Source organism: Nostoc sp. DSM 114160 (assembly GCF_053470305.1).
Window position 1 is genome coordinate 1832352 of the sequence record NZ_JBPFGO010000002.1, and the last position, 25982, is coordinate 1858333.

25 protein-coding genes and 3 pseudogenes are annotated in these 25982 nt (G+C 41.2%); 15 read left to right on the forward strand and 13 right to left on the reverse strand.

Annotated elements, in window-relative coordinates; genetic code table 11:
- The first annotated feature begins 7 nt into the window (after window positions 1-7).
- Both NSTCB13_RS25185 and NSTCB13_RS25190 read left to right on the forward strand, forming a co-directional pair.
- Window positions 8-259 carry a gas vesicle protein GvpG gene (locus NSTCB13_RS25185; protein WP_099068605.1) on the forward strand — a complete coding sequence of 84 codons (252 nt, stop codon included), beginning with the start codon at window positions 8-10 and terminating at the stop codon, window positions 257-259.
- Between the two features lie 161 nt (window positions 260-420).
- Complete coding sequence (locus NSTCB13_RS25190; RefSeq protein WP_445630237.1) at window positions 421-738, forward strand: hypothetical protein; 318 nt, start codon at window positions 421-423, stop codon at window positions 736-738.
- 93 nt (window positions 739-831) lie between these two features.
- Here the strand turns inward: NSTCB13_RS25190 and NSTCB13_RS25195 are convergent, their stop codons facing one another.
- Window positions 832-1869, reverse strand: a complete 1038-nt coding sequence (locus NSTCB13_RS25195) for a PDDEXK nuclease domain-containing protein (RefSeq protein ID WP_445630236.1) — start codon at window positions 1867-1869, stop codon at window positions 832-834.
- Window positions 1870-2016: 147 nt separating this feature from the next.
- Between NSTCB13_RS25195 and NSTCB13_RS25200 the strand changes: the two genes are divergently transcribed.
- Window positions 2017-2418 carry a hypothetical protein gene (locus tag NSTCB13_RS25200; RefSeq protein WP_445630235.1) on the forward strand — a complete coding sequence of 134 codons (402 nt, stop codon included), beginning with the start codon at window positions 2017-2019 and terminating at the stop codon, window positions 2416-2418.
- 343 nt (window positions 2419-2761) lie between these two features.
- On the opposite strand, the gene NSTCB13_RS25205 is transcribed toward NSTCB13_RS25200, so the two are convergent.
- From NSTCB13_RS25205 to NSTCB13_RS25230, 6 genes are all read right to left on the reverse strand, one after another.
- Window positions 2762-3286 carry a pentapeptide repeat-containing protein gene (locus NSTCB13_RS25205; protein ID WP_448274159.1) on the reverse strand — a complete coding sequence of 175 codons (525 nt, stop codon included), beginning with the start codon at window positions 3284-3286 and terminating at the stop codon, window positions 2762-2764.
- Window positions 3287-3310: 24 nt separating this feature from the next.
- Window positions 3311-3454, reverse strand: coding sequence for a hypothetical protein (locus tag NSTCB13_RS25210; protein WP_448274160.1), 144 nt, complete (start codon window positions 3452-3454; stop codon window positions 3311-3313).
- On the reverse strand, window positions 3447-3788 hold the full coding sequence (locus NSTCB13_RS25215; protein WP_448274161.1) for a hypothetical protein: 342 nt from the start codon (window positions 3786-3788) through the stop codon (window positions 3447-3449). Before NSTCB13_RS25215 ends, NSTCB13_RS25210 begins: the two co-directional genes overlap by 8 nt.
- Before the next feature lie 69 nt (window positions 3789-3857).
- Window positions 3858-4142 (reverse strand): hypothetical protein, encoded by a 285-nt coding sequence (locus NSTCB13_RS25220; RefSeq protein WP_445630233.1) that lies wholly within the window; start codon window positions 4140-4142, stop codon window positions 3858-3860.
- A 45-nt stretch (window positions 4143-4187) separates the two neighbouring features.
- The gene (locus NSTCB13_RS25225; protein ID WP_448274162.1) at window positions 4188-4781 is read right to left on the reverse strand and encodes an ArsA family ATPase; all 594 of its coding nucleotides are present in this window, start codon (window positions 4779-4781) and stop codon (window positions 4188-4190) included.
- 52 nt (window positions 4782-4833) lie between these two features.
- On the reverse strand, window positions 4834-6072 hold the full coding sequence (locus NSTCB13_RS25230; protein ID WP_448274163.1) for a TRC40/GET3/ArsA family transport-energizing ATPase: 1239 nt from the start codon (window positions 6070-6072) through the stop codon (window positions 4834-4836).
- A gap of 310 nt (window positions 6073-6382) precedes the next feature.
- Between NSTCB13_RS25230 and NSTCB13_RS25235 the strand changes: the two genes are divergently transcribed.
- The 9 genes and pseudogenes from NSTCB13_RS25235 (at window position 6383) to NSTCB13_RS25275 (ending at window position 17402) form a co-directional block, all read left to right on the forward strand.
- The gene (locus tag NSTCB13_RS25235) at window positions 6383-9619 is read left to right on the forward strand and encodes a WD40 repeat domain-containing protein (RefSeq protein WP_448274164.1); all 3237 of its coding nucleotides are present in this window, start codon (window positions 6383-6385) and stop codon (window positions 9617-9619) included.
- A 453-nt stretch (window positions 9620-10072) separates the two neighbouring features.
- Window positions 10073-10720 (forward strand): histidine phosphatase family protein, encoded by a 648-nt coding sequence (locus NSTCB13_RS25240; protein WP_448274165.1) that lies wholly within the window; start codon window positions 10073-10075, stop codon window positions 10718-10720.
- An 85-nt stretch (window positions 10721-10805) separates the two neighbouring features.
- Window positions 10806-11831 carry a glucokinase gene (locus NSTCB13_RS25245; RefSeq protein ID WP_448274166.1) on the forward strand — a complete coding sequence of 342 codons (1026 nt, stop codon included), beginning with the start codon at window positions 10806-10808 and terminating at the stop codon, window positions 11829-11831.
- A 45-nt stretch (window positions 11832-11876) separates the two neighbouring features.
- Window positions 11877-12479 (forward strand): hypothetical protein, encoded by a 603-nt coding sequence (locus NSTCB13_RS25250; protein ID WP_448274167.1) that lies wholly within the window; start codon window positions 11877-11879, stop codon window positions 12477-12479.
- 332 nt (window positions 12480-12811) lie between these two features.
- Window positions 12812-13162 carry a hypothetical protein gene (locus NSTCB13_RS25255; protein ID WP_448274168.1) on the forward strand — a complete coding sequence of 117 codons (351 nt, stop codon included), beginning with the start codon at window positions 12812-12814 and terminating at the stop codon, window positions 13160-13162.
- A gap of 32 nt (window positions 13163-13194) precedes the next feature.
- Window positions 13195-13458: a Uma2 family endonuclease gene (locus NSTCB13_RS25260; protein ID WP_448274169.1), complete on the forward strand. Its 264-nt coding sequence runs from the start codon at window positions 13195-13197 to the stop codon at window positions 13456-13458.
- Between the two features lie 379 nt (window positions 13459-13837).
- Window positions 13838-15308: pseudogene (locus NSTCB13_RS25265) on the forward strand (efflux RND transporter periplasmic adaptor subunit).
- Window positions 15309-15319: 11 nt separating this feature from the next.
- On the forward strand, window positions 15320-16537 hold the full coding sequence (locus NSTCB13_RS25270) for an ABC transporter permease (protein ID WP_448274170.1): 1218 nt from the start codon (window positions 15320-15322) through the stop codon (window positions 16535-16537).
- A gap of 253 nt (window positions 16538-16790) precedes the next feature.
- Window positions 16791-17402 (forward strand): hypothetical protein, encoded by a 612-nt coding sequence (locus NSTCB13_RS25275; RefSeq protein ID WP_448274171.1) that lies wholly within the window; start codon window positions 16791-16793, stop codon window positions 17400-17402.
- Window positions 17403-17523: 121 nt separating this feature from the next.
- Here NSTCB13_RS25275 and NSTCB13_RS25280 read toward each other — a convergent pair whose 3' ends face one another.
- Window positions 17524-17892: a Dethiobiotin synthetase gene (locus NSTCB13_RS25280; RefSeq protein ID WP_322713264.1), complete on the reverse strand. Its 369-nt coding sequence runs from the start codon at window positions 17890-17892 to the stop codon at window positions 17524-17526.
- A 209-nt stretch (window positions 17893-18101) separates the two neighbouring features.
- Here NSTCB13_RS25280 and NSTCB13_RS25285 point away from each other — a divergent pair, with 209 nt between their 5' ends.
- A complete protein-coding gene (locus NSTCB13_RS25285; protein WP_448268220.1) occupies window positions 18102-18338 on the forward strand; it encodes a hypothetical protein in 237 nt (78 codons plus the stop codon).
- Between the two features lie 168 nt (window positions 18339-18506).
- Here the strand turns inward: NSTCB13_RS25285 and NSTCB13_RS25290 are convergent, their stop codons facing one another.
- Window positions 18507-19514 carry a methyltransferase domain-containing protein gene (locus tag NSTCB13_RS25290; RefSeq protein ID WP_445630222.1) on the reverse strand — a complete coding sequence of 336 codons (1008 nt, stop codon included), beginning with the start codon at window positions 19512-19514 and terminating at the stop codon, window positions 18507-18509.
- Window positions 19515-20138: 624 nt separating this feature from the next.
- Here NSTCB13_RS25290 and psaC point away from each other — a divergent pair.
- Both psaC and glmS read left to right on the forward strand, forming a co-directional pair.
- Window positions 20139-20384 carry a photosystem I iron-sulfur center protein PsaC gene (gene psaC, locus NSTCB13_RS25295; protein WP_012411495.1) on the forward strand — a complete coding sequence of 82 codons (246 nt, stop codon included), beginning with the start codon at window positions 20139-20141 and terminating at the stop codon, window positions 20382-20384.
- A 488-nt stretch (window positions 20385-20872) separates the two neighbouring features.
- Window positions 20873-22745: pseudogene (gene glmS, locus NSTCB13_RS25300) on the forward strand (glutamine--fructose-6-phosphate transaminase (isomerizing)).
- Window positions 22746-23094: 349 nt separating this feature from the next.
- Here glmS and NSTCB13_RS25305 read toward each other — a convergent pair.
- From NSTCB13_RS25305 to NSTCB13_RS25320, 4 genes and pseudogenes are all read right to left on the reverse strand, one after another.
- Entirely contained in the window at window positions 23095-23421 is a 327-nt protein-coding gene (locus tag NSTCB13_RS25305; protein WP_448274172.1) for a hypothetical protein, read from the reverse strand.
- Window positions 23369-23812, reverse strand: a complete 444-nt coding sequence (locus NSTCB13_RS25310; RefSeq protein WP_448274173.1) for an adenylate/guanylate cyclase domain-containing protein — start codon at window positions 23810-23812, stop codon at window positions 23369-23371. The genes NSTCB13_RS25305 and NSTCB13_RS25310 overlap by 53 nt, the downstream gene beginning before the upstream one ends.
- Window positions 23739-25301, reverse strand: coding sequence for a HAMP domain-containing protein (locus tag NSTCB13_RS25315; RefSeq protein ID WP_448274174.1), 1563 nt, complete (start codon window positions 25299-25301; stop codon window positions 23739-23741). Before NSTCB13_RS25315 ends, NSTCB13_RS25310 begins: the two co-directional genes overlap by 74 nt.
- A 312-nt stretch (window positions 25302-25613) precedes the next feature.
- A pseudogene (locus NSTCB13_RS25320) lies at window positions 25614-25982 on the reverse strand (hypothetical protein); the annotation flags it as partial.

Sequence of the window (25982 nt, forward strand, 5' to 3'; positions counted from 1 at the left end):
AAGTGATATGGTTCTGCGCTTTTTACTATTACCGATTACCGGCCCATTAATGGGGGTAACGTGGCTTGGGGAAAAAATTTTAGAACAAGCAAGTACTGAAATTGATGATAAAGAAAATCTCAGCAAGCAGCTTCTAGCACTTCAACTTGCTTTTGATATGGGAGAAATTCCTGAAGAAGAGTTTGAAATTCAGGAAGAAGCCCTTTTATTAGCGATTCTGGAAGCAGAAAAGCAAGAACGCGATCGCACACAAGAGTGATGCAGGAGGACGACACTTTGCTCAAGTCGGAAAACCCGCCCACGCAAGTGTCTCCAGAGGAGGAACTACACCCCCGAAGGCGAGGCTTTTTTCATCGAATTTAATCCGTGATGTGTGGATGAGAGAAAATATAAGTATTGCGATTCCGAATATAATCAGCCATGACTGAAACCAAACCCACTCGTACCGCACGCAGGGGACGAATATTCCCTGAAATTCAGTGGAATGAAGAACAAAAAGCACGATATGAAGCCGAACGCGAGGCTTTTTACCAACGTTGTAAACCTATTTTTGAGCGAGTAAAATCAGAATTAATTGAAACTCACTACAACTGCTTTGTTGCAGTTGAACCAGATAGCGGAGAATATTTTGTTGATAAAGATTTAGAAGTAGTTTCATTACGATGCCGCGAACAGCATCCAGGCAAAATCCACTATACTTTTCGGATTAATGAGTCTGGGGCTTGCGGCACGATATGACGATTTCCGTTTCAAGTATCACCAATAGAACCATTTACACTAATGATGACTTTAAAAGATATTCGAGCAAGCATTGTAGATTAACTTACACTATTACTCCTTTTCTTCATTACCTACTTCTACAGACAAATTCTCCAATTCTGCTTCCAACTGCTCAATAGTTGGTAAATTTGTTTGTAACTCTTTGGGCAGTGATTTAGTAAGTTTAGTTTGCCATTCAGCAATACCAATTGGTTTATTGACATCACGCAGCGCATATTCAGCAATAATATTATCCTTACTTGCACACAAAATTAAACCAATTGAAGGACTATCTAGAGGAGATTTAAGTAAATCATCTACAGCCGAAAGATAAAAATTGATTTTTCCTGCGTACTCAGGTTTGAATTTACCTGTTTTTAGTTCAATTACTACAAAACAATGTAATTTTACATGATAAAAAAGCAGGTCTATATAAAAATCTTCATTTCCAACTTTTAAATTATATTGCTGTCCAACAAAGGCAAATCCTATACCTAATTCTAAAAGGAATTGGGTAATATGTTTAACAAGCTCTTTTTCTATTTCTCGTTCTTGTGCTGCTTCTCCTAAAGTTAAAAAATCAAAAATGTAAGGGTCTTTTAAAGTCTCTCTAGCAATGTCTGATTGAGGAGAGGGTAATATAGCATCAAAGTTATTGACAGCTTTTCCCTGACGCTCAAAAAGTCTATTGTCAATTTGTAGAGTTAAAATATTGCGACTCCAACCATTTTCTAAGGTTTTTTGTACATACCATAGCTTTGCTGAAGTATCTTTGATAGTATCCAAAATACGGACATTATGCCCCCAAGGAATTAGTGCAACAAGCTGTTGCACAATTTGTTCATCTGGGTAAGCTTCCGCGAAAGCCCGCATATACTTCAGGTTACGTGCTGAGAATCCTTTCATCTCCGGGAAGGCTTCTTTTAAATCCCTGGCAAGACGCTCAATAACTTTTGTTCCCCATCCCTGTTGTTGTTGTCGAAGAAGAATATCTCGTCCAATTTGCCAATAAAGCAATATCAATTCGCGGTTAATAGATAATGCCGCTCGTACCTGGGCGTTGCGTATGCGTTCTTTTAGCCCCCGCAAGAAATTGTCATAATTGTCCATTTCGGTTAATTCTTTCCCAGCTTACTGATAAATTACTGCCCCAACAGTGTACTTTCTACTTATTTATAATCTAACTTATCAAATTGTAAACATTTGAATTATATTGCACTTCCCTGTTTTGTAACAGAACATTAAACTCACATAACTATGACAAGGCTCGAATTAAAAAATCATCAAGTTTGGCAAGATTTAACTGAAATATTACAAAGTTTAGATGCTACTCTTATTGTTCAAGAACATCTTGATCGGTGTGATTATAAAGTGTGTGGCTATTGGGATGAACAAGATGAATATTATGAGAAAATTACGTTACCTCGTACCCTAGAAGCCGAATTAGTTAGCAGTTCAATAGGCGTTACTCACAAGGAACGTTTTTTACAACTAAAGTTTTTGCTCATAGCTGATGCTGTTGATCGTGTGAAAACTGCAAGTAGCAATGCTCAAAAAGTTGGTGAATTAGTTTTTGTTTATGATGAAAATCTAGAATTTATTGATGAGAATTGGCTTTTAGATGTCGATTCTCCATTCCTTGTGAAGCGATATGGCTAATTTTAGACAATTGAGTAGAAGTAAGAAATAACTAAGCAACGAATTTTCGTGCCTAGCGCAAAGCTGAATATATAAGGGTTTGAGATAAGCTTTATTGCTCACTTTGGGGTATCGCAACGATTGATGAAAAATTCCACCATTTGCTGTGAAATGCTTGATAAATGGTTTTTCTATCTGCTAACTTTGACAGCGCAATCAAGGTAGTCAGCATTGGTGGCTGAAATCCTTATCAATAAAGCTTTTGACTTTAGAAAAAATTATTTTCTTAATCTGTTTCTTAACTTCTACCCTTTTGATAAGCAAATTCTGATTATTATTCTTTAAGTATTGGTTTTTAATTTTGTTAAAAGCTTAACCAGCCCAAGGGGTCACTGGCAACTTGTCCATCAGGCAAGACTGTATTACCACAACAGGACAGCAAAGTATCTATATTAATTCCTTTGATATTTGCGTCTATAAGATTTGCATAGGATAAATCAGTTTCTCCTATACAAGCTAATTCCAAATTAGCGTTTCTCAAGTTAGCATTGTACAAATTAGCCATTCTCAATTCTGCATTTCTCAAACTAGCCCCCTCTAAATTCGCTCCCATCAAACTTGCTTCGCTCAAATTAGACCCATCTAAGTTAGTTTGTCTTAAACTGGCATAGTCAAGGTTTGCCCCACTCAAGGAAGCTTTTACCAAAATTGCTCCATCCAAGTTAGCTTCAGACAACCAGGTATCTTTTAAATTAGCCCTGCTCAGGTTTGCCTGACTCAAATTGATTTTCTCTAAATGTGAGCCAAATATTTCAATATTACTTAAATCAACCCCATTAAAATCTCTCTCTCCAACAGCATATCGCTGCAATAACTCGTGAGCATTCATGATTTTCCTATTAAAATGGGTTATTTACAGGCTAATACAAACTGAATGCTCTATTCTAACCGCTTTTACCCCAATATCGCTTAACCCAAAAATTCCGACATCACACAAGGCGATCGCTGCATTAATGTTTTGTATTAGTATCGAAACAGGATAAACCGAACTACTCACAAGATAACGCTGGAAAGCCACGCCCTTCTAGCCAACTATAATTATTAACTAAATTTTTAATAGCTTGCCGAATTGAGTCAGAGTTAAAATTACGTACTACAATATCTGGCAAGATAGCTACTTGTTTATCTATCCAATCAAGATTATTAATCTGGTTGTAGAGGTAATTTTCACTCCAGATATTAAGAGTAATCCGTGAACCATCAGGATAGCATATTATTGCATTACAGAAGTCTTCATCTAAATTCTGCTTTTCCGTAGCATCATATTCATCAAGCTCAACCCATATATCAAATTCCTTAATTGAAGCACTCATTTTATTTTTAAGTATCATTACAAAATCTGATTTAAGCCCCGACCACCTAAGGAAGTTGTGAAGAATAGGCAGCTGAAATCTTAATACTTAGTATTCTAATGTTATGGTGTTGAATTTTGGTGTATTGTCCTCTAAGTCAGTATTTGCTTGCTGGTGAGTCTTATCTTCTTCAGCAATGATTTGACTGTTTAAAATAGCAAGACGCTGCTGAATCTGATGTCGGCGTGCTTCGAGTTTCTGTAGTTCCTGCTCTAAACGCTCTTTTTCCAACATCATTTTGTAAGCATTTAAGTAAACTCTTGCTTGTGAACGTTGAGGAGGCATTGAGCTAAGTTTGGCTTGAATTTGTCCGCGATTTGGAGTGCGATGCATAATAAATTTCTCTTTGGGTATGAAAGTATTTAGTCTAATTAGCACTTAAAATAAACAGCGGGCTGCTGCTTGAATGCGTTCTAAAGGCTGAACTGAGCGAGGAAGCACTGGTAAGCGAACCATTGTCAAACCTGGAAAATCGCAATTAACGATCGCTGTAGAAGTAAAGCGGTTTAGAACAAGGTAATTCTGGCTTACACCTATTTCTTGCAGAGATTTGAATAGGCGTTGTTGTTCGGCAAGTACGCTAGCCTGGTTAAGTGTAACGCCAATGAACTCTGCTTGTTGTGGGTCTTTTAGCACTTTTTGGGCTTTGACTACGCGCTGTCGCAAAGTTCGTAAACGCCCCATAAACTCTGTACGACCAAGGACATTCTGATACTTGATCCAGAGTTTGAAAATCCAAGCTAGCCAGTCTGCTAGTGCAGTTGGCATTTCTAGAAAACGCAGAAGATGTCCTGTAGGAGCTGTGTCTAAAATAATTAAGTCTTCTTCTTGTTGCTCTAGCAATTCCATTACTGTTAACAGGGAAAGCATTTCATCAATCCCCGGTAAAGCTTGCTCGACAATTTTGCGCCAAGCAACAGGAGAGTATGCCATTTCAATAGCTTCGCTTGTTTGGGTTTCGCCACTCATCATTTCGGCCAGTTCCCACAGGTAATCGGCTCTGAATTGCTCCAGAAGGCGATCGCTATCTACTTCCTGACCCTCGAAGATTAGCAGTTATTTGATATGGTTCGTGCCCTAAACTCAGACCAAAGGCATCGCCCAAGGAGTGCGCTGGATCGATAGAAACCATGCGAATTTTGCGATCGCGATGTCGTTGAGCCATCGCCCAACCAATCGCAGCTGCTACTGTAGTCTTGCCTACTCCACCTTTACCGCCAATTAGTAACAGGCGGCGACCTTGGGTGAGAAAATCTCCAAAGCTAGGAGGAATTGTTTCAGGCCATTGAACTGGGAGTAGATTGATAGGAAATAGCGGTTCAAGCTCAGGAATATGGATTTGGTCGATCAGATGGCTGAGGGCTAGAATCCCTAAAGGCTCCTCATCTTGCTGTGGCACAATAAAAATCGGCTTTCCGTTAGCAAGATCCGTATACTGACCGATCAGCGGTTGTTGTTCTTGGTAACGATCTGGGTCAGTGGCACTGCTAAGAACTTGGTTGACAAACAATCCTCCGCAAGGCATCTGCATGGTTTGTAAGGCTTCTAGGAATCGTTTTGACTCCAACCAACTCATTGGTTCGGCGATCGCAACTAACAAACAAGCTGTATGCTTAGGATCTTGAAGCAGACGACGACCTTGCGATAGTTCAGCTTTTAGGGTATGCAAAAAATCGTCAGCGCGATCGGGTTTGTAACTTCCCGCAAAGGTCTTGCTAATATACCGATGCTTTTCTTGAAACAGTTCCAGAGAGTGAAGGAAAGTGTCTAAAAAATCCATCAAGCCAAACAAGTTGAGAGTATGACCGCTAGGAGCCATATCCACTACGACTCGATCTACCTGCTGTTCGTTGAGAAGGCGTTGGATCTCTAACAAACCCATCAACTCGTCCAGTCCAGGCCAATTTAAATCCCAAACTGGAAGTAAATCTTCGCCTTCAACAAAACTACCGCGCTCTACTAAAAGTTCTAAAACCTGACCATAACGTTCTTTAAAATCTTGTAGCAGACGTTTTGCATCCAACGCCCTTACCAGTAGATTGGGTAGTTCCGCTATGGGACGAGGAATGTCATCAACGCTAACTTGTAAGACATCTCCAAGAGAGTGAGCCGGATCGGTTGAGATTAAAAGAATTTGCTCGTTGACAAATTGCTGCGCCCAACGATATGCAAAGGTGCAGGAGATTGTTGTTTTTCCGACTCCACCTTTGCCGCTAAACATAGCAAGGTGTAGATGATCAAAAAGTTCCATCTCGTTTGTCATTTCCGGCGTTTTAGGATAAAGTTACTACAATTTTTTAAATTTGACTTAAGTAATTTCGCTGAATAAAGCTGGTTTTACCCCACCCTAACCCTCCCCTTGTAAAGGGGAGGGAACTAGATTTTCCGGTTTCCCCCCTTTGCAAGGGGGGATTAAGGGGGGTAATTCGACTTGCGATCCTATAGGGTGGCGACAGGGAAAGCTTCGCAAGAGAATGTGTAATTAATTTTGTTGAGTTACTTACAAAGATTAGCCGAGGAACTATAACTGAGGGAAAGATTTAGCCAGGGGTGTCCAAAGGTAAGGAGATAAGATGGTTAACAGTTCTGAAAGCGATATAAATATTGGATGTCATATCCAAGGTATTTCTGAATACAACTTTTTTTATGACAGTCAGTCTGAGGACATTCATCGTCGTCCACTCAAAATAGACTCTCCTTACTTAGGACTAAAAACTTTTGAAATTAAAGATAAAGACAAATTTTTTGGTCGGGGAAAGTGGATTGCTGAGATTAGCGATCGCCTAAAAAAAGATAATACACTCTTGCTTTTAGGAGCAGCATACAGTGGGAAATCATCATTAATTTTGGCAGGTTTAATTCCTGATTTAGGATATCATAAAAATTCATTATTTAATATAACTTTTCAACCAAATGAAAATCCTTTTAAATCTCTTTATAAGTGTCTTGCTTTTACTTATGGTAAAAAATCACAAATAGCAGATATTGCAGGAGAAATCAAAGAAAATACCTTAATTCAAATTGTCACAATACTCAAACAAGATTATGAGTGCGTTCTAATTTTTATTGACCGATTTGAAGAACTGTTTACGAAGACTCAAAAGCCAGAACGCGACAAATTTGTTGCTAGTCTCTTTCAATTGCTCCAGCAGCAGGATAGCTCTGTCAAAATTGTTTTAACAATGCGCTCTGATTTTTTGGATAGATTTAGCGAGTATCCGCAACTTGCGAAGATCCACGATCGCTATAGTTGTATACTCACTAGAATGAGCGATGAAGAATTAAAGTTAGCGATCGCCGAACCTGCTGCGAGACATGGCGTGACCTTTGAACCAGGACTAATTGAGCAAATTATTGATGATTTTCACCAACAAGGTGATTCTTTACCACTGCTGCAATACACTCTAGATGTACTGTGGAAAAGCGAAAATATTCAAAACTTGATTCTGAAAACAAAGACTTATCAAGAAATAAAAGAGCAAATATTTAGTTATTTCAGCGAACAAGCTCATCAATTTATTAATCCTACTGTTGAATGGCACGATCGCCATTTGAAAGAAAAGGAACAAGAGATTCAAAAGTTAAACCTTGCATTGACTGAATTAAAACTGCGCGAACAATCCGCCAGGGTTTTAAATTTACTTCCCGTTCAACCGCTAGAGGGCTTGGTGCTGGCAATTCAAACAATGGGTGAGAATCTAGAGAAATACCCAAACCAGCTTCTAGCTTCTGTTTTGGGAAGCTTAAAGGAAGCAACAAACACGCCTACAGAAGCAAATAGCTTGCGCGGACACGAGCAAGAGGTTAATTGTCTAGCTTTTAGTCCTGATGGTAAGTTTATTGCCAGTGGCAGTAGCGATTCTACGGTGTGCTTGTGGGATATCACGGGCAATCCTACTGCTCAATTTTTGCTGGGACACGAGCAAGAGGTTAATTGTCTAGCCTTTAGTCCTGATGGCAAGTTTATTGTCAGTGGCAGTATTGACGGAATTTTGTGTTTATGGAATCTACAAGGTAATCTGATTACTCTACCGTGGCAGGGACATGAGGAAGGAGTTATTGCCGTTGCCTTTAGCTCAAATGGCGGTTCTATTGTCAGTGTTGGTTTTGACGGAACAGTTTGTTTGTGGGATTTAGAAGGTAACGCCATTACTCAACCTTGGCGCGGACACAAGGAAGGAGTTATTTCTGTCGCCTTTAGTATAAATGGCAATTCCATTATCAGTGTTGGTTTTGACGGAATGGTGTGTTTGTGGGATTTACAAGGTAACGCCATTACTCAACCCTGGCACAAACATGAGGCAAAAATTATTTGCGTTGCCTTTAGCCCCGATCGCAAGTTTATTGTCAGTGGTAGTAGTGATTCTACAGTGCGGTTGTGGGACATCCAAGGTAATCCCATCGGTCAACCTTGGCGCGGGCATGAAGGGCGTGTAAATTCTGTAGCGTTTAGCCCTGATGGTAAGTTTATTGTTAGCGGTAGCTGCGATCGCACAATCCGCTTGTGGGATATTGACGGCAACTCCATCACTCAACCTTGGCGCGGACATGAAGAACAGGTTAATTCCCTAGCCTTTAGTCCCGATGGCAAGCTGATTGTCAGTGGTAGCGATAAAACTGTGCGTTTGTGGGAGTTAGATCAAATACTACAAGAACGGGTCATCGGGCGATCGCAGCGCAAATATGAAAATTGGGTCAATTCTGTTGCCTTTAGTCCTGATGGTAACTGGATTGTCAGTGCCAGCAATGATTCGACAGTGCGCTTGTGGGATATTGACGGCAATTCTATTGGTCAACCTTGGCGCGGACATGAAAAAGAAGTGAATTCTGTCGCCTTTAGCCCAGATGGTAAGTTGATTGTCAGTGCCAGCAATGATTCTACAGTGCGCTTGTGGGATATTCAAGGCAATCCTATCGGTCAACCTTGGCGCGGACATGAAAAAGAAGTGAATTCTGTCGCTTTTAGTCCTGATGGTAAGTTGATTGTCAGTGCCAGCAATGATTCTACAGTGCGCTTGTGGGATATTCAAGGCAATCCTATCGGTCAACCTTGGCGCGGACATGAAAAAGAAGTGAATTCTGTCGCTTTTAGTCCTGATGGTAAGTTGATTGTCAGTGCCAGCAATGATTCTACAGTGCGCTTGTGGGATATTCAAGGCAATCCTATCGGTCAACCTTGGCGCGGACATGAAAAAGAAGTGAATTCTGTTGCCTTTAGTCCTGATGGTAAGTTGATTGTCAGTGCCAGCAATGATTCTACAGTGCGCTTGTGGGATATTCAAGGCAATCCTATCGGTCAACCTTGGCGCGGGCATGAAAAAGAAGTGAATTCTGTTGCCTTTAGTCCTGATGGTAAGTTGATTGTCAGTGCCAGCAATGATTCTACAGTGCGCTTGTGGGATATTCAAGGCAACCCAATAACTCAACCTTGGCGCGGGCATGATTATTGGGTAAATTCCGCAGCTTTTAGCCCTGATGGTAAACTGATTGCTAGTGGTAGTCTTGATGGAACAGTGCGCTTGTGGCGTTGTGGGTGGCAAGAGTGGTTGCAAGTTTGCTGCAACAGGTTAAATTATCATCCAGTCTTTCAAAATCCTGAAAATGGTAGCGATGTAGAAATTGCCCATCAAACTTGTCAAAAATATGTATGGAATCCACAATGCCCTAAACAGTTGAACAACCAAGGTGAGCAAAAAGAGAAAGCGTTTTCAGCAGCTTTGGAGGACTTTAAGCAAGCAATTCAACTTAATTTTACATCGCACTGGAAACATCGCCTTGCTTGGCAATCAGTACCCACAGAGAACCAATAACTCGGCTTGCGGTTTTTTAACTGTCTAAGGGGTTGACTGGGGATGATTTTGGTTGTTCAAATTTGAATGGTTTTGGTATCAATCGTGTAGCTGGTTGTGGTTTTAAGCAAAACATGAGGTGCGATTCGTTCAGCCGAAACTGGAGAAACCCTTGGGATGGCTGGCTTCTCCAAAGTAACTAATACTTACTGTACGTTCGCTTATTTTGAGATGACAATCTGAAGCTGAAGGTATTTAAAGTTTTGTCCCTTACTTATTGTTGATGTAGCTTTAGAAAAGTGGCGAACAAGGCTTTAAGAAAAGCTACATTGACAGCAATGATAACTTTGCCTAATCATTAGTATTATTAAATATTATTACGATTTTTGTCCTATATTAATATTTGCAGCCGTCCTTGCAGATATCTATATATTTGTTTAGCGGCGAATTCTATTCATCGGAATAATTAAACCCATGAGTCAAATAGTCTGGATAGCAAGACACGCTAACCGCCTCGACTTCGTAAACCCCGATTGGTTTCTTACCGCCGAACGACGCTACGATCCACCCTTGTCTAATGATGGTATGGTGCAGGCACAGCAGTTAGCTAAACGATTGAAAAAAGAAAATATTGGCCATATTTTCGCTTCTCCTTTTCTGCGAACCGTACAAACGGCAAATGCAGTTGCAGAAATGCTCGACTTGCCGATTAAACTCGAAACAGGCTTGAGTGAATGGCTAAATCCAGTTTGGATGACAGAAGAACCCAAAAGACTCTCAACTCCAGCATTAGCAGAGTTATTCCCTAGAATTGACAGCAGCTACACCTCGCGCATCGCTGCCAATTATCCTGAAACTCACGAAAAAGTGCGAGAACGTTCTGGACAAACTGCTAGATGTTTAGCTACTGAGTTCTACCCAGAAGATATCCTGCTTGTAGCACATGGTGCATCTGTATTGGGCGGAGCAATGGGGCTAGTAGGGGAAATTGCCAAAACAGAAGTCAAAGCTTCTTTGTGTTCTCTGGTAAAAGTGGTACGCCAAGATCCAGAATGGTTATTGGAACTAACGGGAGATACTTCCCATTTAACCCACATAGAAGAAGTTATTCGATTTGCTTAAACCTCTGATAGAGATTTGTGTTCATGACTTCTGCTAGGTTGAGTATATCTTACAAAAAAAGTAATTTAATTCACCAATAAATTCTATGACTTTGTTACTAGCAGGAGACATCGGCGGTACGAAAACGATTCTGCAATTGGTTGAAAAATCAGACTCACCAGCTTTACATACTATTTATCAGGAAAGTTACCACAGTGCCGATTTTCCTGATTTAGTACCGATAGTGCAGGAGTTTTTGGTCAAAGCTAATACACCTACACCAGAAAAGGCTTGTTTTGCGATCGCCGGCCCCATTGTCAAAAATACTGCTAAACTGACCAATTTAGCCTGGTTCCTGGATACCGAACGTCTACAAGAGGAATTGGGTATCCCGCATATTTCTTTGATTAATGACTTCGCCGCCGTTGGCTATGGCATTTCAGGTTTACAAAAAGAAGACTTGCTGACGTTACAAGTTGGCAAACCTCAACCCGAAACCCCTATTGGAATTATTGGTGCTGGTACTGGCTTAGGGCAAGGATTTTTAATTAAGCAGGGGAACCACTATCAAGTTTTTTCTTCAGAAGGTGGACACGCTGACTTTGCCCCTCGGAACGAGATCGAGTTTCAACTGTTGAAATACCTGCTAGGTAAACATGATATCCAGCGCGTTTCTGTAGAACGCGTGGTTTCTGGAATGGGAATTGTGGCAATTTACCAATTTCTGCGCGATCGCAAATTTGCCACAGAATCACCAGATATTGCCCAAATCGTTAGAACTTGGGAACAAGAAGCCGGACAAGAAGAGAAAAGTGTCGATCCTGGTGCTGTCATTGGTACAGCTGCACTAGAAAAACGCGATCGCCTCTCGGAACAAACTTTGCAATTATTTGTAGAAGCTTACGGTGCAGAAGCCGGTAATCTCGCCCTGAAACTCCTACCTTACGGTGGCTTATACATCGCTGGTGGAATTGCGCCCAAAATTCTGCCCTTAATTCAAAATAACGGTTTCTTATTAAATTTCACCCAAAAAGGTAGAATGCGCCGCCTCCTCGAAGAGATACCCGTGTATATTATCCTCAACTCGCAAGTCGGCCTAATTGGTGCTGCTTTATGTGCTGCTAGGTTATAACAGCTGGCATCATCAGTGAGATCGGCATCTCAAAGGGCAAAAAATATGACAGTTAAAAGTCTGTTACCACTAATAGCCGCCACCATTGTTTGTGGTGGCTCTGTTCTTGTGGAAGCGCGTCAACCCAAATCTCCGGTAGCTGTTGTCAAACCAAAGGTTTCTCAACCCGTGCAGCCACAATGGAAGTTATTCACCGCTCCAGATGGACGTTTTACGATTTTGATGCCGGGAAGCCCCAGCAGAAACACCGAATCCCAAAAAACTTACATGGGGGAAATTAACCTAGAAATATTTGTCGCTCAACCACCAAAACAGCAAGTAGCATACATAGTTGCTTACAATGATTTCCCTTATAGTTACGGTCAAATGGCCGATCCTCAAGTTGTTCTTAATAATGCACGGGATATGGCTTTAAAGACTACGAAAAGTAATTTAATTAGTCAACGAAACATTCGTAGTTACAATAATCATCCCGGCAAAGAAATTGAATACATCAATTCTGGAGGGAAAGTTACTATAAGTAGAATGTATGTTGCCGAAGGAAGACTATATCAAGTAATGGCAATCACTACCAAAAAACAGCAGAAGACATTAGCTAAAACCATTACTGGGTATTTAAATTCTTTCAATGTAGTTTTAAAAAAGTGAATTGAAGAAGAATACAGAATACAGAATTCAGAATTCAGCAATCTTTCAGTGGGGATTCAGACCCGCAACTGTTTTGTCGCACCACCAAATTGAAAATTTGGTGGGGGTGTAAAAACGCTGATTATTCATCCGCCAGTCATACAGAATACCCAACTGAATTATGACGACTGACTCCTGAATTCTGTTCGATAACTAATAACTTCTACTATATTAGCCTTGTAATTAATTGCAGGCCTAATATATAGCAGGAGGCAGTTAAAGCTTTGCTGTCAGCTTAGTGTTGGAAAATTAAACTTGTACGATCGTTGTTAAAGTTCCTCTTTCGCAATATTATGAGCGAATTACAGACCCAACTAGCAACCGATACCTGGATAGCAGTAACTTGGGATGAATATATCCAAATAATTGAAAATCCTGCCTACGAAAAAGCCAAGGGCTATTATCACAATGGACAGATGAGGATTGAAATCTACGCAATCGTGAATAACCATGCCAGCGACCATGCAATTATTCTCTTTGCTGTTAACTTGTTTGCCAGCATCAAAGGCATTGCTTTAAATGGCAAGGATAACTGTACATATCGGAAAACAGGCTTTAAGGAAGCTCAACCTGATGTGTCTTATCTTACTATATTGGTGAAAATGCTGATGTCATTCCTTACGGCACTTCTATCATCAATTTAGATATATATTCACCACCAGATTTAGTTATTGAAGTGGCTAATACCTCACTTGCTGACGATCGAGGTGAAAAACGACTTTTATACGAAGATTTAGAAGTGAAAGAATACTGGATTTTAAATGTCCAAAATGTCCAAGTTATGGCTTTTGCTATTGAAAACCAAGGTAGTAGGCGGATTACAGAATCTCAGGTATTACCAGGATTAGCTATTTCTTTATTAAACGATGCATTAGGGCGAACTCGTCAAATAAATCAAAGTCAAGTTGGTGCTTGGTTGTTAACCCAATTTCAGCAATAATTACAAACTGCTTTGCGTAGGGAAAAAGCAAAGGATACACAACTAAAGTGCGATCGCACTACAGCAATCCTATCTGATTTGTAAGAATTGCCCGCCGTAGATTCCCAGTTTCTCAAAAAAGTCGGGAATCTTGTTTCTCACGAATAGTTCCAGATTGCATGAATATGCTGTGGCTAAAGTCACCCTTTCAGGTGAAGACATACAGAAATACGAATGCCTAGTATGAAGTAAGATTAAGCAACTGTGAAGCTGATTATGCGTCTAGTTGTTAGTTAACTTATAAAAATTTAATCCTAAAGCTTTAACAACTCCGTACTCTCCACTTCTGCTCTAACTAAAAAATATTTTTATACAGCAAGATTTACAGGCTTCTATAAATATGGCTACGCACATAGAAATTCCAGTTATTGGCAAAGTTAAGCATCCATCGCGCTGGCTGATTGGGCTGATAGCGGGGAGTGCTTTGGTTGTGGGTACTATAACAACTTACACCTTGGTAAACCAAGGGACAAACAAAGAAGATATTGCTCAACTAACTGTGCCAGTTGCAGCCCAAAACGTGACGTTGCGGATTACAGCTAGTGGCAAAGTCGTGCCAGTTCAGAGCGTAAATATTAGTCCGAAGAATCCCGGAGTGCTGTCGCAATTATACGTGGAACAAGGCGATCGCATTCAACAAGGGCAAATTCTCGCCCGCATGGATAGTGCCAGTATTGAGGCTCAAAGGAGTCAATACCGTGCTAACTTAGCCCAAAGTCAAGCACAGCTAGCCCAAGCCCTTGCTGGTAGTCGTCCTCAAGAAATCGCTCAAGCAAGGGCCCGATTAGCACAAGCTCAAGCTCAATTAGCCGCAGCTAAGGCTGGTAATCGTCCCCAAGAAATTGCTCAATCTCAATCCCAAGTAGATGCGGCTCAAGCAAGGGTGAATTACACCAGCGAACAGGTAAAGCGTTACCAATATCTATATAAAGAAGGAGCAGAGAAAAAACAATTACTCGATCAAGCCATCAGCGACGACAAAAGTGCTAGAGCCAATTTAGAAGAAGCGAAAAAACGATTTTCCTTAGTCCAAAGTGGGACTCGCAGTGAAGAAATCGACCAACGCCAAGCTGCTGTTAATGAAGCACGGGCAGCATTGGTACTGTTAGAAGATGGAACCCGTTCTGAAGAAATTGTCCAGCGTCAAGCCGCTGTTGCATCTGCTGAGGCTCAATTAAAAGGCGTACAAGTGCAGTTAGAAGATACTATTATTCGCGCTCCTCTGTCGGGAATTGTTACCCAAAAGTATGCCGAACCAGGTGCATTTGTCACACCCACAACTTCTGCTTCTACTAGTGCGTCGGCAACTTCTAGTTCAATTGTTGCTGTAGCAAGGGGTTTAGAAATATTAGCTCAAGTTCCCGAAGCCGATCTTGGCAGAATAAAACAGGGACAGCAGGTAGAAATTGTCGCTGATGCCTATCCCGATCGAGTTTTTAAAGGGTCATGTGCGCCTGATTGCTCCCGAAGCAGTGGTGGAACAAGGTGTGACATCCTTTCAGGTGCGGGTTGCTATCGATACTGGCATAGATAAACTGCGTTCTGGCTTAAATGTGGATCTGACTTTTTTAGGCGATCGCGTTAATAATGCTTTAGTATTACCAACGGTGTCAATTGTCACCGAAAAGGGTAAAACTGGCGTACTCGTTCCCGATGCAAAAAATAAACCCCAGTTCCGCGAAGTTACGGTTGGGGCACAAATTCAAGACCAAACTCAGATTTTAGGCGGAGTTAAAGAAGGCGATCGCATTTTTGTTAACCCACCCAAAGATTACAAAATTGAGAAGGCTAAAGAACAGAGTAATTCGTAATTATATAAGATATGAATTTCCTTGAAAGCATGAATATGGCGGGGAAAACTCTGCTATCGAATAAGCTGCGTAGTGCCCTCACCATGCTGGGTATAGTTATTGGCAATGCCTCGGTGATTGCCATGATTGGCATTGGCGAAGGTGGGCAGAAGTATGTGAATAAACAGCTGGAGTCACTAGGGCCAAATGTGCTATTTGTACTGCCAGGTAATCGAGAAACTCAGCGAATCTCCTTTGAAGTGCCAAAAACTCTGGTGTTGCAAGATGCGGATGCGATCGCTTCTCAAGTACCAACAGTAGTAGGAGTTGCACCAGAGTTAAACAGAAGACAGGTAATTACATACCGCAACAGAAATACCGATGTCAACATCATTGGTACAACTCCTAGTTTTCTATCTGTGCGGGATTTTGAAACTGATAAAGGCAGGTTTTTTTCTGAGGTAGACATCAAGCGAAATAACCAAGTGGTAGTGCTGGGTGGAGATTTGGCAGAAAAACTATTCGGTAATAGTAACCCTGTAGGACAGCAATTGCGAGTTGGAAATACCAGCTTTCAAGTGATTGGGACGTTAACAGCCAAAGGTTCCAGTGTGGGAGCAGATTATGATGATGCTGCCTTAATCCCAATCACCACATCAGCAAACCGACTTGTGGGCAAAAATTCTCCTTATGGTATTGCCTTAGATTATCTCGTTGCTGCCGCTCGTGATTCCGATAGCGTGGATGCAGCAGAATTTCAAATTACTAATTTGCTGCGTCTAAGACACAAAATTAATGGTGAAGATGACTTTACTCTTCGCACCCAGAAAGATGCTTTGCAAACTGTCGGTCAAATTACAGGTGCATTGACAATTATGCTAGCTGCGATCGCCGGTATATCTTTGTTTGTCGGCGGCATTGGCATTATGAATATTATGCTAGTCTCCGTCACCGAACGCACCCAAGAAATCGGATTGCGAAAAGCGATCGGGGCAACTGAGCAAGATATTTTGCTACAGTTCATCATTGAAGCAGTGATTGTTTCTGCCGCTGGCGGCTTAGTTGGGACTGCGGTTGGCATTAGTGGCATCCTATTAGTGGCAGCCTTGACTCCTTTAGAAGCGAGTCTTTCTCCTGTAGCGATTACTATGGCAGTTGGTGTCTCTGGGGGTATTGGTTTATTCTTTGGCGTTGTTCCTGCACGTCGTGCTGCTAAACTCGACCCGATTGTGGCTTTGAGAAGTGCTTAGATAAACGATTGCAAAGACACGATAAATCGCCGTCAAGACAAAACGACTAATCATTGTAGAGACGGCGATTCATCGCGTCTCTCACCTTAACCGAATAGTACCGAATAGTATTAATATGAGTCCTATAGTTGAGCGATCGATAAAGGCTTCGATGCGCGATCGCTACAATCCATTGAAGTAATTTTGCTGAAAAACGGGAAGACTATGGTTAATCCCAAATGGGGAAATTTCTATAAAAATCTCGAACAGCAAAATGCTCAAAAAATCTTTACTTAACTGTTTAATTTTGCCTGTTTCTCTAGTGCCCTGGCTCTGTGTGGGAACGCTTTTTGATTCCCCAGCCAATGCTTTACCAGGACAAAGTACAGAAGAGGTAGGCACTTGGATTAAAGCACATCCGACACTGCGCCCCAGGAGAGGGGAGCAATTATTTGTGCAAAAGACTGATACTGCTGCCCAACGATTCACTTTTCAAGCGTCAGTATTGCCTCCTGGTAGGGTGGAGTTTTCCAAAGACCGGGGCACAATTCGGACTGAGCGCATCACTATGTATGATGCTATTAACGGCATGACATTTGCGCGTCTCCAAGAATCCTTGCGGGTAATTTATGGCTTGGAGATTTATCAAGACTACGATCGCGCCCAAGTCGTGTATCAATATCCCAACCAGAAGGTAGTTAATTCGGCGCGTCTAGCCAAAACTCCGATTCGGGAAGCTTTAAAGGGAGAATTACGAGTAGGCGATCGCTATGTATACTGGGTGGAAGTTGCCCAACCCAAGAATGGCAAAGCTTTTACGGGTCAAATGACCATTTTGCTCAAAACTGACCTAGACAAGTTAGAAAATGAGCTGCAAATTCGTTAATAGGCATCTATCTGAGTGCTGAGTGTTGAATGTTGAGTTAGGAGTGCTGAGTTAGGAGTGAGGAATTATTTTCCTTGTCCCCTTGTCCCCTTGTCCCCTTGTCCCCTTGTCCCCTTGTCCCTCATCTCTTCCCCAACTCCATAGTCGCTAAGGTTTGCCATATACCCGAAAAGATACTTTCAGCTGCTAAGGAAATTCGTAGTAAATCTTCTTTGAGTAGTGGTGGCCAATCAACCCCGGCTTTACGCCCTGCGCCAAATAGCTGTTGCGCCTTAATACTTAACTGATAAAGGGCTAAAGCCAGTTCTCGGTCTACGCTCTTTGCATCTTTGAGGGCTTCAAACACCACTTTCAATGCCAACAAAATCGAAGTGATCTGACCGGGTACCGGCGGTTTGCCCTGTTTCATACGCGTTAACAGCGCATCTGGGTTTTCCTCGGTTGTGATTGTCTGATCTATGAGGAGTTTCCTAGCTGTTTCGTAATTCATGTAGTCAGTTTAGCGTACATTTTGCTTCAGCAGTAATACTTAATTAAAAAGTAATCAAACGGCTTTCTAGTTATTTATAGCAATCTCTGATGATTTGTGAAATGATAAGCGTGGGGAAAACGATCGGGAATTAGCCATGCTCTAGGTTAACCAGATAGACTGAATATAATATCTTTGAAAAATACATCTAACTAGGAATCAAAAGTAAAATGATCTCACCGAATTTACTAGAAATTGAGCGCTCTATCCTTGCCTTGTCTGTGGAAGAACAACTTTGGTTGTTAGAAAGTATTGTTCGTAAAATTCGAGAAAATGAGTATGCAAAAGATAATTTTACTGATACTGAAAATTTAGATGAACAACTGCAATTAACCGCTACTGAGCCAAATATTCAAACCCAAATTACTGCTATCAATGATGAATTTGCAATTTCGGAAATTCTTTAATATATAGGAATATAAATAATGAAATTATCAGACTTAAAAAGTTAAATATACAATTTATCGGTGAGCGATCGCAAAAAAATTGCTGAGTGCGATCGCCTGTTTGATACCAAACAATTCACACTGAAGTCTTGCCGACCCTAATTATGCAAGTAAAATGCGAACATCTTATCAGTTCTCTGGCTTACTACAATAGATGAAAAAAGAAAAACCTTGGTTTATATTTTCCGAAAAGTTAATACTGTTCATCAATTCCAGTTTGCTAAATCTTTTGGTTTTTAAACTATAGGGCATTGGAGAAACAGCTAATTTTTTTTTAATAATAAAACCAGCTTTTTGAATTTTTGCAATCAATTCATCAGGTGTATATTCAATCTTATGTTCAGGATGTACAAATCCTCTACGTACCAAAAGCTTTGTCAGCTGACGATTTGGCGTATCTAAACAAAATGAGCCACCTGGTTTGATAACTCTAAATACTTCTTGAATTACTTTTTCGGCTTCTTCTTCTGTTACATGCTCAATGCTTTGTCCTGACCATACAAGGTCAACGGTATGTTCTGAAAAATTAGATAAATCTGCCATTGAGCGATAGATATAATTAATTTTTGTGAGATTATCTGGAGTTATGAATTGCTGGGGATGTTCCTCAGATTGCGGATTATAAATTCTTTCCTCCTGTGGGAGATCAACAATATCCAACTGTTGCGGATGGTACGGATAACCCATTACCATGAGCGCACCTTCTGGCGAACCAGGGCAAGAACCTCCTAAATCGAGAATATACTCAGCCTGTGGCAATATTTCCTGTACGAGTTTGACCCTTGCTAAGTGATGTGCCTCTATGCCTGTTCGAGAAAAAAGTTTTTGTTCAATGCCAATTGGTAACATTAAATAAGAGAGAATAACCTGAATTTTGGAAAAATTACCTTTGTCAAGATTATCTTTGTAAAATAAAAGTTCTTCTTCTGAAAGTGGAGAAAGTAAAAAGTATGCATATACTAAATAAATAAATTCTTCATTATTTGGTGAGCGCCAATTAGATAAATAGAATAATCCGATAAAAACAGCAAACCAAAATATACGAATTATATCTTCAGGATAATATCTGACATACCTAAAAACTTTAGAAAATAAAACACCATATTTAACTATCATTTGATTTTGAAGTTTAGTCATAGTAACCACCTATATATAGCAATCCTAAATGAGCTGTGAAAAATTTGAATTAATATTAAGATAGGCTTTACCCATCAAAAACTGGATTTAGTGGGAAAATCATATCTTAGGTGTATTTTAAAAATCAAATAGAAGTCCTCTAATTCTCAACTGTACTAAGAATATTAGTATATTTTATGCCAATTATCACGCAAACTATGACTGCGATCGCCTAGTTTTGGCGGGTTAGCGATCGCAAAATTAGATTATTCTGCATACAGTTAGTTGGAAACTTTAAATAATAATTAATATTTTGTTACAAATTTGGTTTGTTTGACTGTACATAGTTATTAAGCAATAAGTACCATAGATAACTCCGATGTAATCTTTATAGATTGAATTTTGTTTCATATATCTTTACGTTTTCACCAAATTCTGGTAATGCAATAGGGGAAATACGCTCTAATGATGTTGCTGATTATCAGTCAATAGGGACAATCTCGCAAAAGCAAATTTTAACGGTGCTTATTACATTGTTTAAAGTTATGTAGCCTTTTGATTACGGCCTATCAACCACTGCGGTAGACTATGCGTTGATTATGATTCTTTCGCAGAGAAGAACACTCGAAAGGAGCCGTTTTTTCAATGTCTCATACCGTAAAAATCTACGATACCTGCATTGGCTGCACCCAATGCGTCCGCGCTTGCCCTACTGATGTACTTGAGATGGTTCCTTGGGATGGCTGTAAAGCTGCTCAAATTGCCTCTTCACCCCGTACAGAAGACTGCGTGGGCTGTAAGCGTTGCGAAACTGCTTGTCCCACCGACTTTTTGAGCATCCGGGTTTACCTGGGCGCTGAAACAACTCGCAGTATGGGTCTAGCTTACTAAAAAGCTGAGTGCCGAGCGGAGTGCTGAGTGCTGAGTGCTAAGTGCTGAGATAAAAAGAAGTAAATCACAAATACAATTTTTTGATTCTTCACTCGGAACTCGGAACTCGGAACTCAGCACTCTTCATGAAATCGCAATTTTAGATTGGGGATATAATCTCTGGGTATCTAAATCCTAGAAGTTGTATTTGTACCGTCAGGTCAAAAGCTGACGGAGAATCCGCTGTAAAAAAACCTAAAATCCATAACGATACCTAGTAGTCTGCCAACCTAAAAATGTTAGGTGGAGGTTGGGTAAAGGTTAAAGGGAAAAGCGTAAAGGATAAAAAACCTTTCCCCTTTCCCCCTTACCCTTTACCCCGCTTGCGTTGCCAAGGCGTACTACTAGTGGTAGAGGGAGTATTTTACTCCCTTTTTCTTTGCAAAACGTCCACTTTATGCTACCTACTATACTGGATTTAATCATCCTGAAAAAAAGTGGTGTGAAGAATGTGCGGAATTGTTGGATATATAGGCACTCAAGCAGCGACAGACATTTTACTAGCTGGACTGGAGAAACTAGAGTACAGAGGCTACGATTCGGCTGGAATCGCCACTGTTTGGGAAGGTGAGGTAAATTGTGTGCGGGCAAAAGGTAAACTCCATAACCTGCGTTCTAAATTGGAACAAATAGAAACCCCTGCCCAAATTGGTATTGGTCATACACGCTGGGCAACTCATGGCAAACCAGAAGAGTATAATGCCCATCCCCATTTGGATACGGCAAAACGAGTGGCGGTGGTGCAAAATGGCATTATCGAAAACTACCGCGAGTTACGCGAGGAACTCAAAGCCAAAGGACACGAATTTCGTTCTGAAACCGATACCGAAGTCATTCCCCATCTGATAGCCGAATTCTTAAAGAATCTTCCCCCCTCATCTCCCTTCCTTGAGGCAGTTCGCCAAGCCGTTAACCACTTGCGCGGGGCGTTTGCACTTGCAGTTATTTCTGCTGATTTCCCCGATGAATTGATTGTTGTTCGCCAACAAGCACCTTTAGTAATTGGTTTTGGTCAAGGGGAGTTATTTTGTGCCTCTGATACACCTGCGATCGTTGCTTACACCCGTGCAGTGCTACCTCTGGAAAATGGCGAAATTGCCCGCCTCACACCTTTGGGCGTTGAGATTTACAATTTTGCTGGCGACAGGCTGAAAAAACAACCCCGGCTGCTCAACTTCAATCCTGCAATGGTAGAAAAGCAGGGATTCAAACACTTCATGCTCAAAGAAATTCATGAGCAACCAGGAGTAGTAAGAGCTAGTTTAGACGCATACTTCAATCCAGCCGAATCTACCGAATCCCCAATCAATCTTGGTTTATCTGAAGATTTATATACCGATTTAGAACAAATTCAGATCGTCGCCTGTGGTACCAGTTGGCACGCAGCATTAATCGGAAAATATTTACTCGAACAACTAGCAGGAATTTCAACTCAAGTACATTATGCTTCTGAGTATCGCTATGCACCATCACCCGTGACGGCTAACACCTTAATCGTTGGCGTTACCCAATCAGGTGAAACAGCCGATACCCTAGCAGCTTTGACGATGGAAAAAGAACGTCGCCAAGGGAAAGAACCCAAATATCAAGCGCGACTATTGGGCATTACGAATCGCCCCGAAAGTAGTCTTGGTCATCTAGTACCGCATATTATTAGTACCCTAGCAGGAATTGAAATTGGGGGTAGCAGCGACGAAAACTTTTACCGCTCAACTGATGGCATTTTATGCTTTAGCATTGGATTTAGCAGCTCGTCGTCAGACAGTTTCAAAAGATACACTAGATCAAATTATTAATGGGTTGCGACAGATTCCCAAAGAAATTGAGGCGACTTTGGCAAATCAGGAAAGTTTAACCGAACAGCTAGCCCACGAATTTGCCGAAACTAAAGATTTTATTTTTGTGGGTAGAGGAATTAACTTTCCCATTGCTTTAGAAGGGGCGTTGAAATTAAAAGAAATCAGCTATATTCACGCAGAAGGGTATCCAGCTGGAGAGATGAAACATGGCCCGATCGCACTTTTAGATGCGAAAGTACCAGTAGTTGCGATCGCAATTCCTGGTAGTGTTTACGAAAAGGTTATTTCTAATGCCCAAGAAGCCAAAGCCAGAGATTCTCGGTTAATTGGTGTTACCCCCGTCAACGATGGCGAAGCTGCGGAAATCTTTAACGATTTACTCCCTGTCTCTCATGTAGATGAATTGCTTTCTCCGATTCTGACAGTAGTTCCACTGCAATTATTGGCTTATCATATTGCCGCCCGTCGCGGTTTAGATGTCGATCAGCCAAGGAATCTTGCTAAAAGTGTCACTGTAGAGTAGTATTTTTTGTGGAGGAATAATTCGTGTACAAGTTTTTTGCTGACAATTAAGGCTTATGTAGAGAGTGCGCTTAAATTGTTCAATCGAATTATTTGGTAGGCAACGATAGGTTCAAGCTCCGAGAGTAAGAAATTGTTGAACCGAATTATTTCTCTACACAAGGCAAATTGTTGGACGCAGGCGATCGCATCTGCAAATGTAGTGGGTAGATAAGTTGAACTTGTCATGGAAGGAGCTATAGGAAAAGGCAGAAGGCACAAGGTACAAGGGAAAAGATTGACCAGTCAGCGTTTCAGTATTTGGCGAGAGTCAAGAGTCGCCTTGGCGACTGCTATAAATTGAACGAATTTTACTTCTGTGTAAATGCCCATACGCCATTCCAATTGGCTGGAGTACCTTCTAGCAGCAATTCTTGGACTCGTTCTAGATAGAGTTTGGCAGTCTTATCGAGAGAGTTCACTGCAAGTACCTGTTCAAAACAGGCTTTGGCGTCAGTAAAGTTGCCCCGACAGTAGTGTTGAAGTCCCCGCTCAAAGGTTTGCAAGGTGTCAAGTTTTAGTTTTCGGATTGCTTCTGTTTCGGCATCGAGCACTTCGTAAACCGCGATCGCTTCAGTTCTACCCTTAACGATCGCTCGATCCAAAAAGCGAATTTTGTACTGCTCTGGGTTGCTCAATCGCTCCAAGACCCTCTTCAGAAATTAGTAATGAAACACCATAGAACTTTGTCAATCCTTCCAAACGAGCAGTCAGATTCACATTATCAGAGAACGCATCCCCTTGAATCCGGTTGTGTTCCCCTATCATGCCCACCATCATGTGTCCAACGTGGATACCCATGCCCACATCAATTGGCAAGTAGCCTTGAGATTCTCGTTTCCGGTTGTATTTCTGTACCCGTTTGAATTTATCAACCCCTGCGGCAACGGCATCATCCACACCATTAGGAAAGACTGCCATCATGCCATCACCCAAGAACTTCACTACAAAGCCATCATGGGCGCGAATTTCTGGAGAAACCCGTCGCAGGTAAGCATTGACAAAATCGAAATTCTCTTTGGGAGTCATCTTCTCGGATAGGGTTGTAAAGGAGCGAATATCCGAGAACATGACTGCCATCTCTTTGCTGACGTGATCGCCCAGTTCGATGTCTGTTACCCCGTGCTTGTTGAGAAACTTGAGATATTCGGGGGGAAAGAACCGGGCAAAGGAATTCTTCTGAGTTTCCAATCTCTCGAAGGATTCCTGGAGTTGAAATGCCATGCGGTTTAAACGAATCAGCCAGCTTCTCAATCTCGATGATGCCGTTGACTTCAACGTGTTGTTCGAGATTTCCACTGGCAATCTCTTGAGACGCTGTGTTAAGTTTGAAAATTTGGTGGCTGATCCAACGAGACGTAAGAAGACCGATCGCAGTTGCCGCCGCAGATGTCAGTACGCACAGCAGAATGGTGGTACGAGTATTGGCATTAATCCGTGCCATAAAATCATTTTCAGGAACAACCACCACCGCTAGCCAGTTAATACCTCGACCATCCTGAATTGGTATGACCTGAACGTAGTGCCACACACCGTTAATTTGAAACTTTAGGTGTTGACTGCTCTTAATGGCCTCAAACAGGCCGAAATGCTGGCGTAAATATCGGGCAGTAGCAGTCACTGTGGCATTTTGACTATCAGCGGCTGGCATTCGCTCAATTTGGCGATCGTCTCTTTCGCCACCTTTAACCTTGAATGGCTCCGGAATGGTTGAACTGACGACCAAATGTCCCGACGGCTCCATGATAAAGCTCTGTCCGTGGGGACTAATGTAAAGCTGTTTCAGGAAGTTTGTGATTCGCATCAAGGTGATGTTAACGCTCAAAACCCCCAGCAGCTTGCCGTTCGAGTCGTAGACAGGACGGACTGGAGAAATCCCCAAAGACGTATTCTCACGGGAAAAGAATGGATAAACTGGACTCCACGTAGGTTTACGAGCTTGCACGGCGGCTCTATACCAGGGGCGGAAGGTGGTATCGTACTTCGCCGATTTCAACCGCTTTTGTCGATCGCCGCGATCGTCCAGCAAGTAGATTTCGCGCATCGGCTCAGTAGCTTTGGTGCGAATTTTGAGTTGAATTGTGCCATCCTCTCGATGTTCCACACCAACAAACTCGCCCTGTTCGTTCCCAAAAGACAGATAGCTCTCTAAGTCACCCTGTCGCACTACCTGCCAGAAATAGCGTTGCAATCCTTCAAAGTCATCAAGCTTTAAATTGCCACTTTGGATACCCGCATCGGTGAGTTTCAGAACATTATAAGATTTATTCAAATAGTCCAAAACGTGTTGCTTAATGCGGGCACTAATTTCACCATTCAACTGAATTGCCAGGTCATCGATCGCCTGCTGTCCATTGCGGAAAGAGAACCACCCCACCAAGCCAGTTGACGCAATAATGGGAATAATAAATGGAACAATCAGAACAGTTCGCAGACGAAACTTTTTTGAGCGACTTGCTTTTTTAATAGTTGCGTAAGTCTTGTATAGAAAAAGCAGTTTGTAGTTTATCGATTTCATCTTGTTTATCTGATGATTTTATCTGTGCGGTGGAATTACTATTAGCTATATGCTGAGAAATTTTTACTAATTCACTCAGCTTTTGAACTATGGGCTTACTAAAATACAAACCAAACACAATGGCAATTATAGGACAAATTATTAAGCATATTAATATTAATAATGTAGAAAAGCAACATTAACATAGCAATTTCCTTAAAGGTAGTTATAGAGAAGAATTCAGAATGGGCTATGCCCCGCTGCGCTGACAGGAATCAGAATTCAGAATTTTTGAATAAAAGTCCATAATCCTCACAATTCTCAGCCCCCAATTCAATTTTTGATTAATCGCTCAAATTCAAAAAATTTGATTAACACTTCTAAAGATGTTTGTTCATTTGTGGGGGTAGTTGCTTCAATTTTTTGTATTGTTTCTAGATTTAGATATTGAAAAACTGTTTGGGTTAACGTGGGGATTGCATCTGCTGGTAAAGAAGCTAACTCACGGGAGAGCCGATTTAGGCGAGATTTAGCAAAATTAACTTGAAATTTTGCACGTCTGAGTAAACGTTGTCTAATATTTTCGTACAGTTCTGGATTATCTGTAGCCAGAGTTCGCACGTTCTGATTTTTAATGATAGGAATAATATCTGGATTTTCTTCTAAAAAGATTAGACTACCCTCCTGGTTATAAGATGCTAT

Bases quoted from the DNA above. Each gene is read 5' to 3' on its own strand.
- NSTCB13_RS25275 (WP_448274171.1), top strand. From the start codon at position 16,791: ATGCTCAAAAAATCTTTACTTAACTGTTTAATTTTGCCTGTTTCTCTA.
- NSTCB13_RS25225 (WP_448274162.1), bottom strand. From the start codon at position 4,781: ATGATGAGTGGCGAAACCCAAACAAGCGAAGCTATTGAAATGGCATAC.
- NSTCB13_RS25285 (WP_448268220.1), top strand. From the start codon at position 18,102: ATGATCTCACCGAATTTACTAGAAATTGAGCGCTCTATCCTTGCCTTG.
- NSTCB13_RS25315 (WP_448274174.1), bottom strand. From the start codon at position 25,301: ATGAAATCGATAAACTACAAACTGCTTTTTCTATACAAGACTTACGCA.
- NSTCB13_RS25230 (WP_448274163.1), bottom strand. From the start codon at position 6,072: ATGACAAACGAGATGGAACTTTTTGATCATCTACACCTTGCTATGTTT.
- NSTCB13_RS25310 (WP_448274173.1), bottom strand. From the start codon at position 23,812: ATGACTCCCAAAGAGAATTTCGATTTTGTCAATGCTTACCTGCGACGG.
- NSTCB13_RS25290 (WP_445630222.1), bottom strand. From the start codon at position 19,514: ATGACTAAACTTCAAAATCAAATGATAGTTAAATATGGTGTTTTATTT.
- NSTCB13_RS25195 (WP_445630236.1), bottom strand. From the start codon at position 1,869: ATGGACAATTATGACAATTTCTTGCGGGGGCTAAAAGAACGCATACGC.
- NSTCB13_RS25280 (WP_322713264.1), bottom strand. From the start codon at position 17,892: ATGAATTACGAAACAGCTAGGAAACTCCTCATAGATCAGACAATCACA.
- NSTCB13_RS25250 (WP_448274167.1), top strand. From the start codon at position 11,877: ATGACAGTTAAAAGTCTGTTACCACTAATAGCCGCCACCATTGTTTGT.
- NSTCB13_RS25190 (WP_445630237.1), top strand. From the start codon at position 421: ATGACTGAAACCAAACCCACTCGTACCGCACGCAGGGGACGAATATTC.
- NSTCB13_RS25215 (WP_448274161.1), bottom strand. From the start codon at position 3,788: ATGATACTTAAAAATAAAATGAGTGCTTCAATTAAGGAATTTGATATA.
- NSTCB13_RS25235 (WP_448274164.1), top strand. From the start codon at position 6,383: ATGGTTAACAGTTCTGAAAGCGATATAAATATTGGATGTCATATCCAA.
- NSTCB13_RS25220 (WP_445630233.1), bottom strand. From the start codon at position 4,142: ATGCATCGCACTCCAAATCGCGGACAAATTCAAGCCAAACTTAGCTCA.
- NSTCB13_RS25185 (WP_099068605.1), top strand. From the start codon at position 8: ATGGTTCTGCGCTTTTTACTATTACCGATTACCGGCCCATTAATGGGG.
- NSTCB13_RS25255 (WP_448274168.1), top strand. From the start codon at position 12,812: ATGAGCGAATTACAGACCCAACTAGCAACCGATACCTGGATAGCAGTA.
- NSTCB13_RS25240 (WP_448274165.1), top strand. From the start codon at position 10,073: ATGAGTCAAATAGTCTGGATAGCAAGACACGCTAACCGCCTCGACTTC.
- NSTCB13_RS25200 (WP_445630235.1), top strand. From the start codon at position 2,017: ATGACAAGGCTCGAATTAAAAAATCATCAAGTTTGGCAAGATTTAACT.
- psaC (WP_012411495.1), top strand. From the start codon at position 20,139: ATGTCTCATACCGTAAAAATCTACGATACCTGCATTGGCTGCACCCAA.
- NSTCB13_RS25205 (WP_448274159.1), bottom strand. From the start codon at position 3,286: ATGAATGCTCACGAGTTATTGCAGCGATATGCTGTTGGAGAGAGAGAT.
- NSTCB13_RS25270 (WP_448274170.1), top strand. From the start codon at position 15,320: ATGAATTTCCTTGAAAGCATGAATATGGCGGGGAAAACTCTGCTATCG.
- NSTCB13_RS25245 (WP_448274166.1), top strand. From the start codon at position 10,806: ATGACTTTGTTACTAGCAGGAGACATCGGCGGTACGAAAACGATTCTG.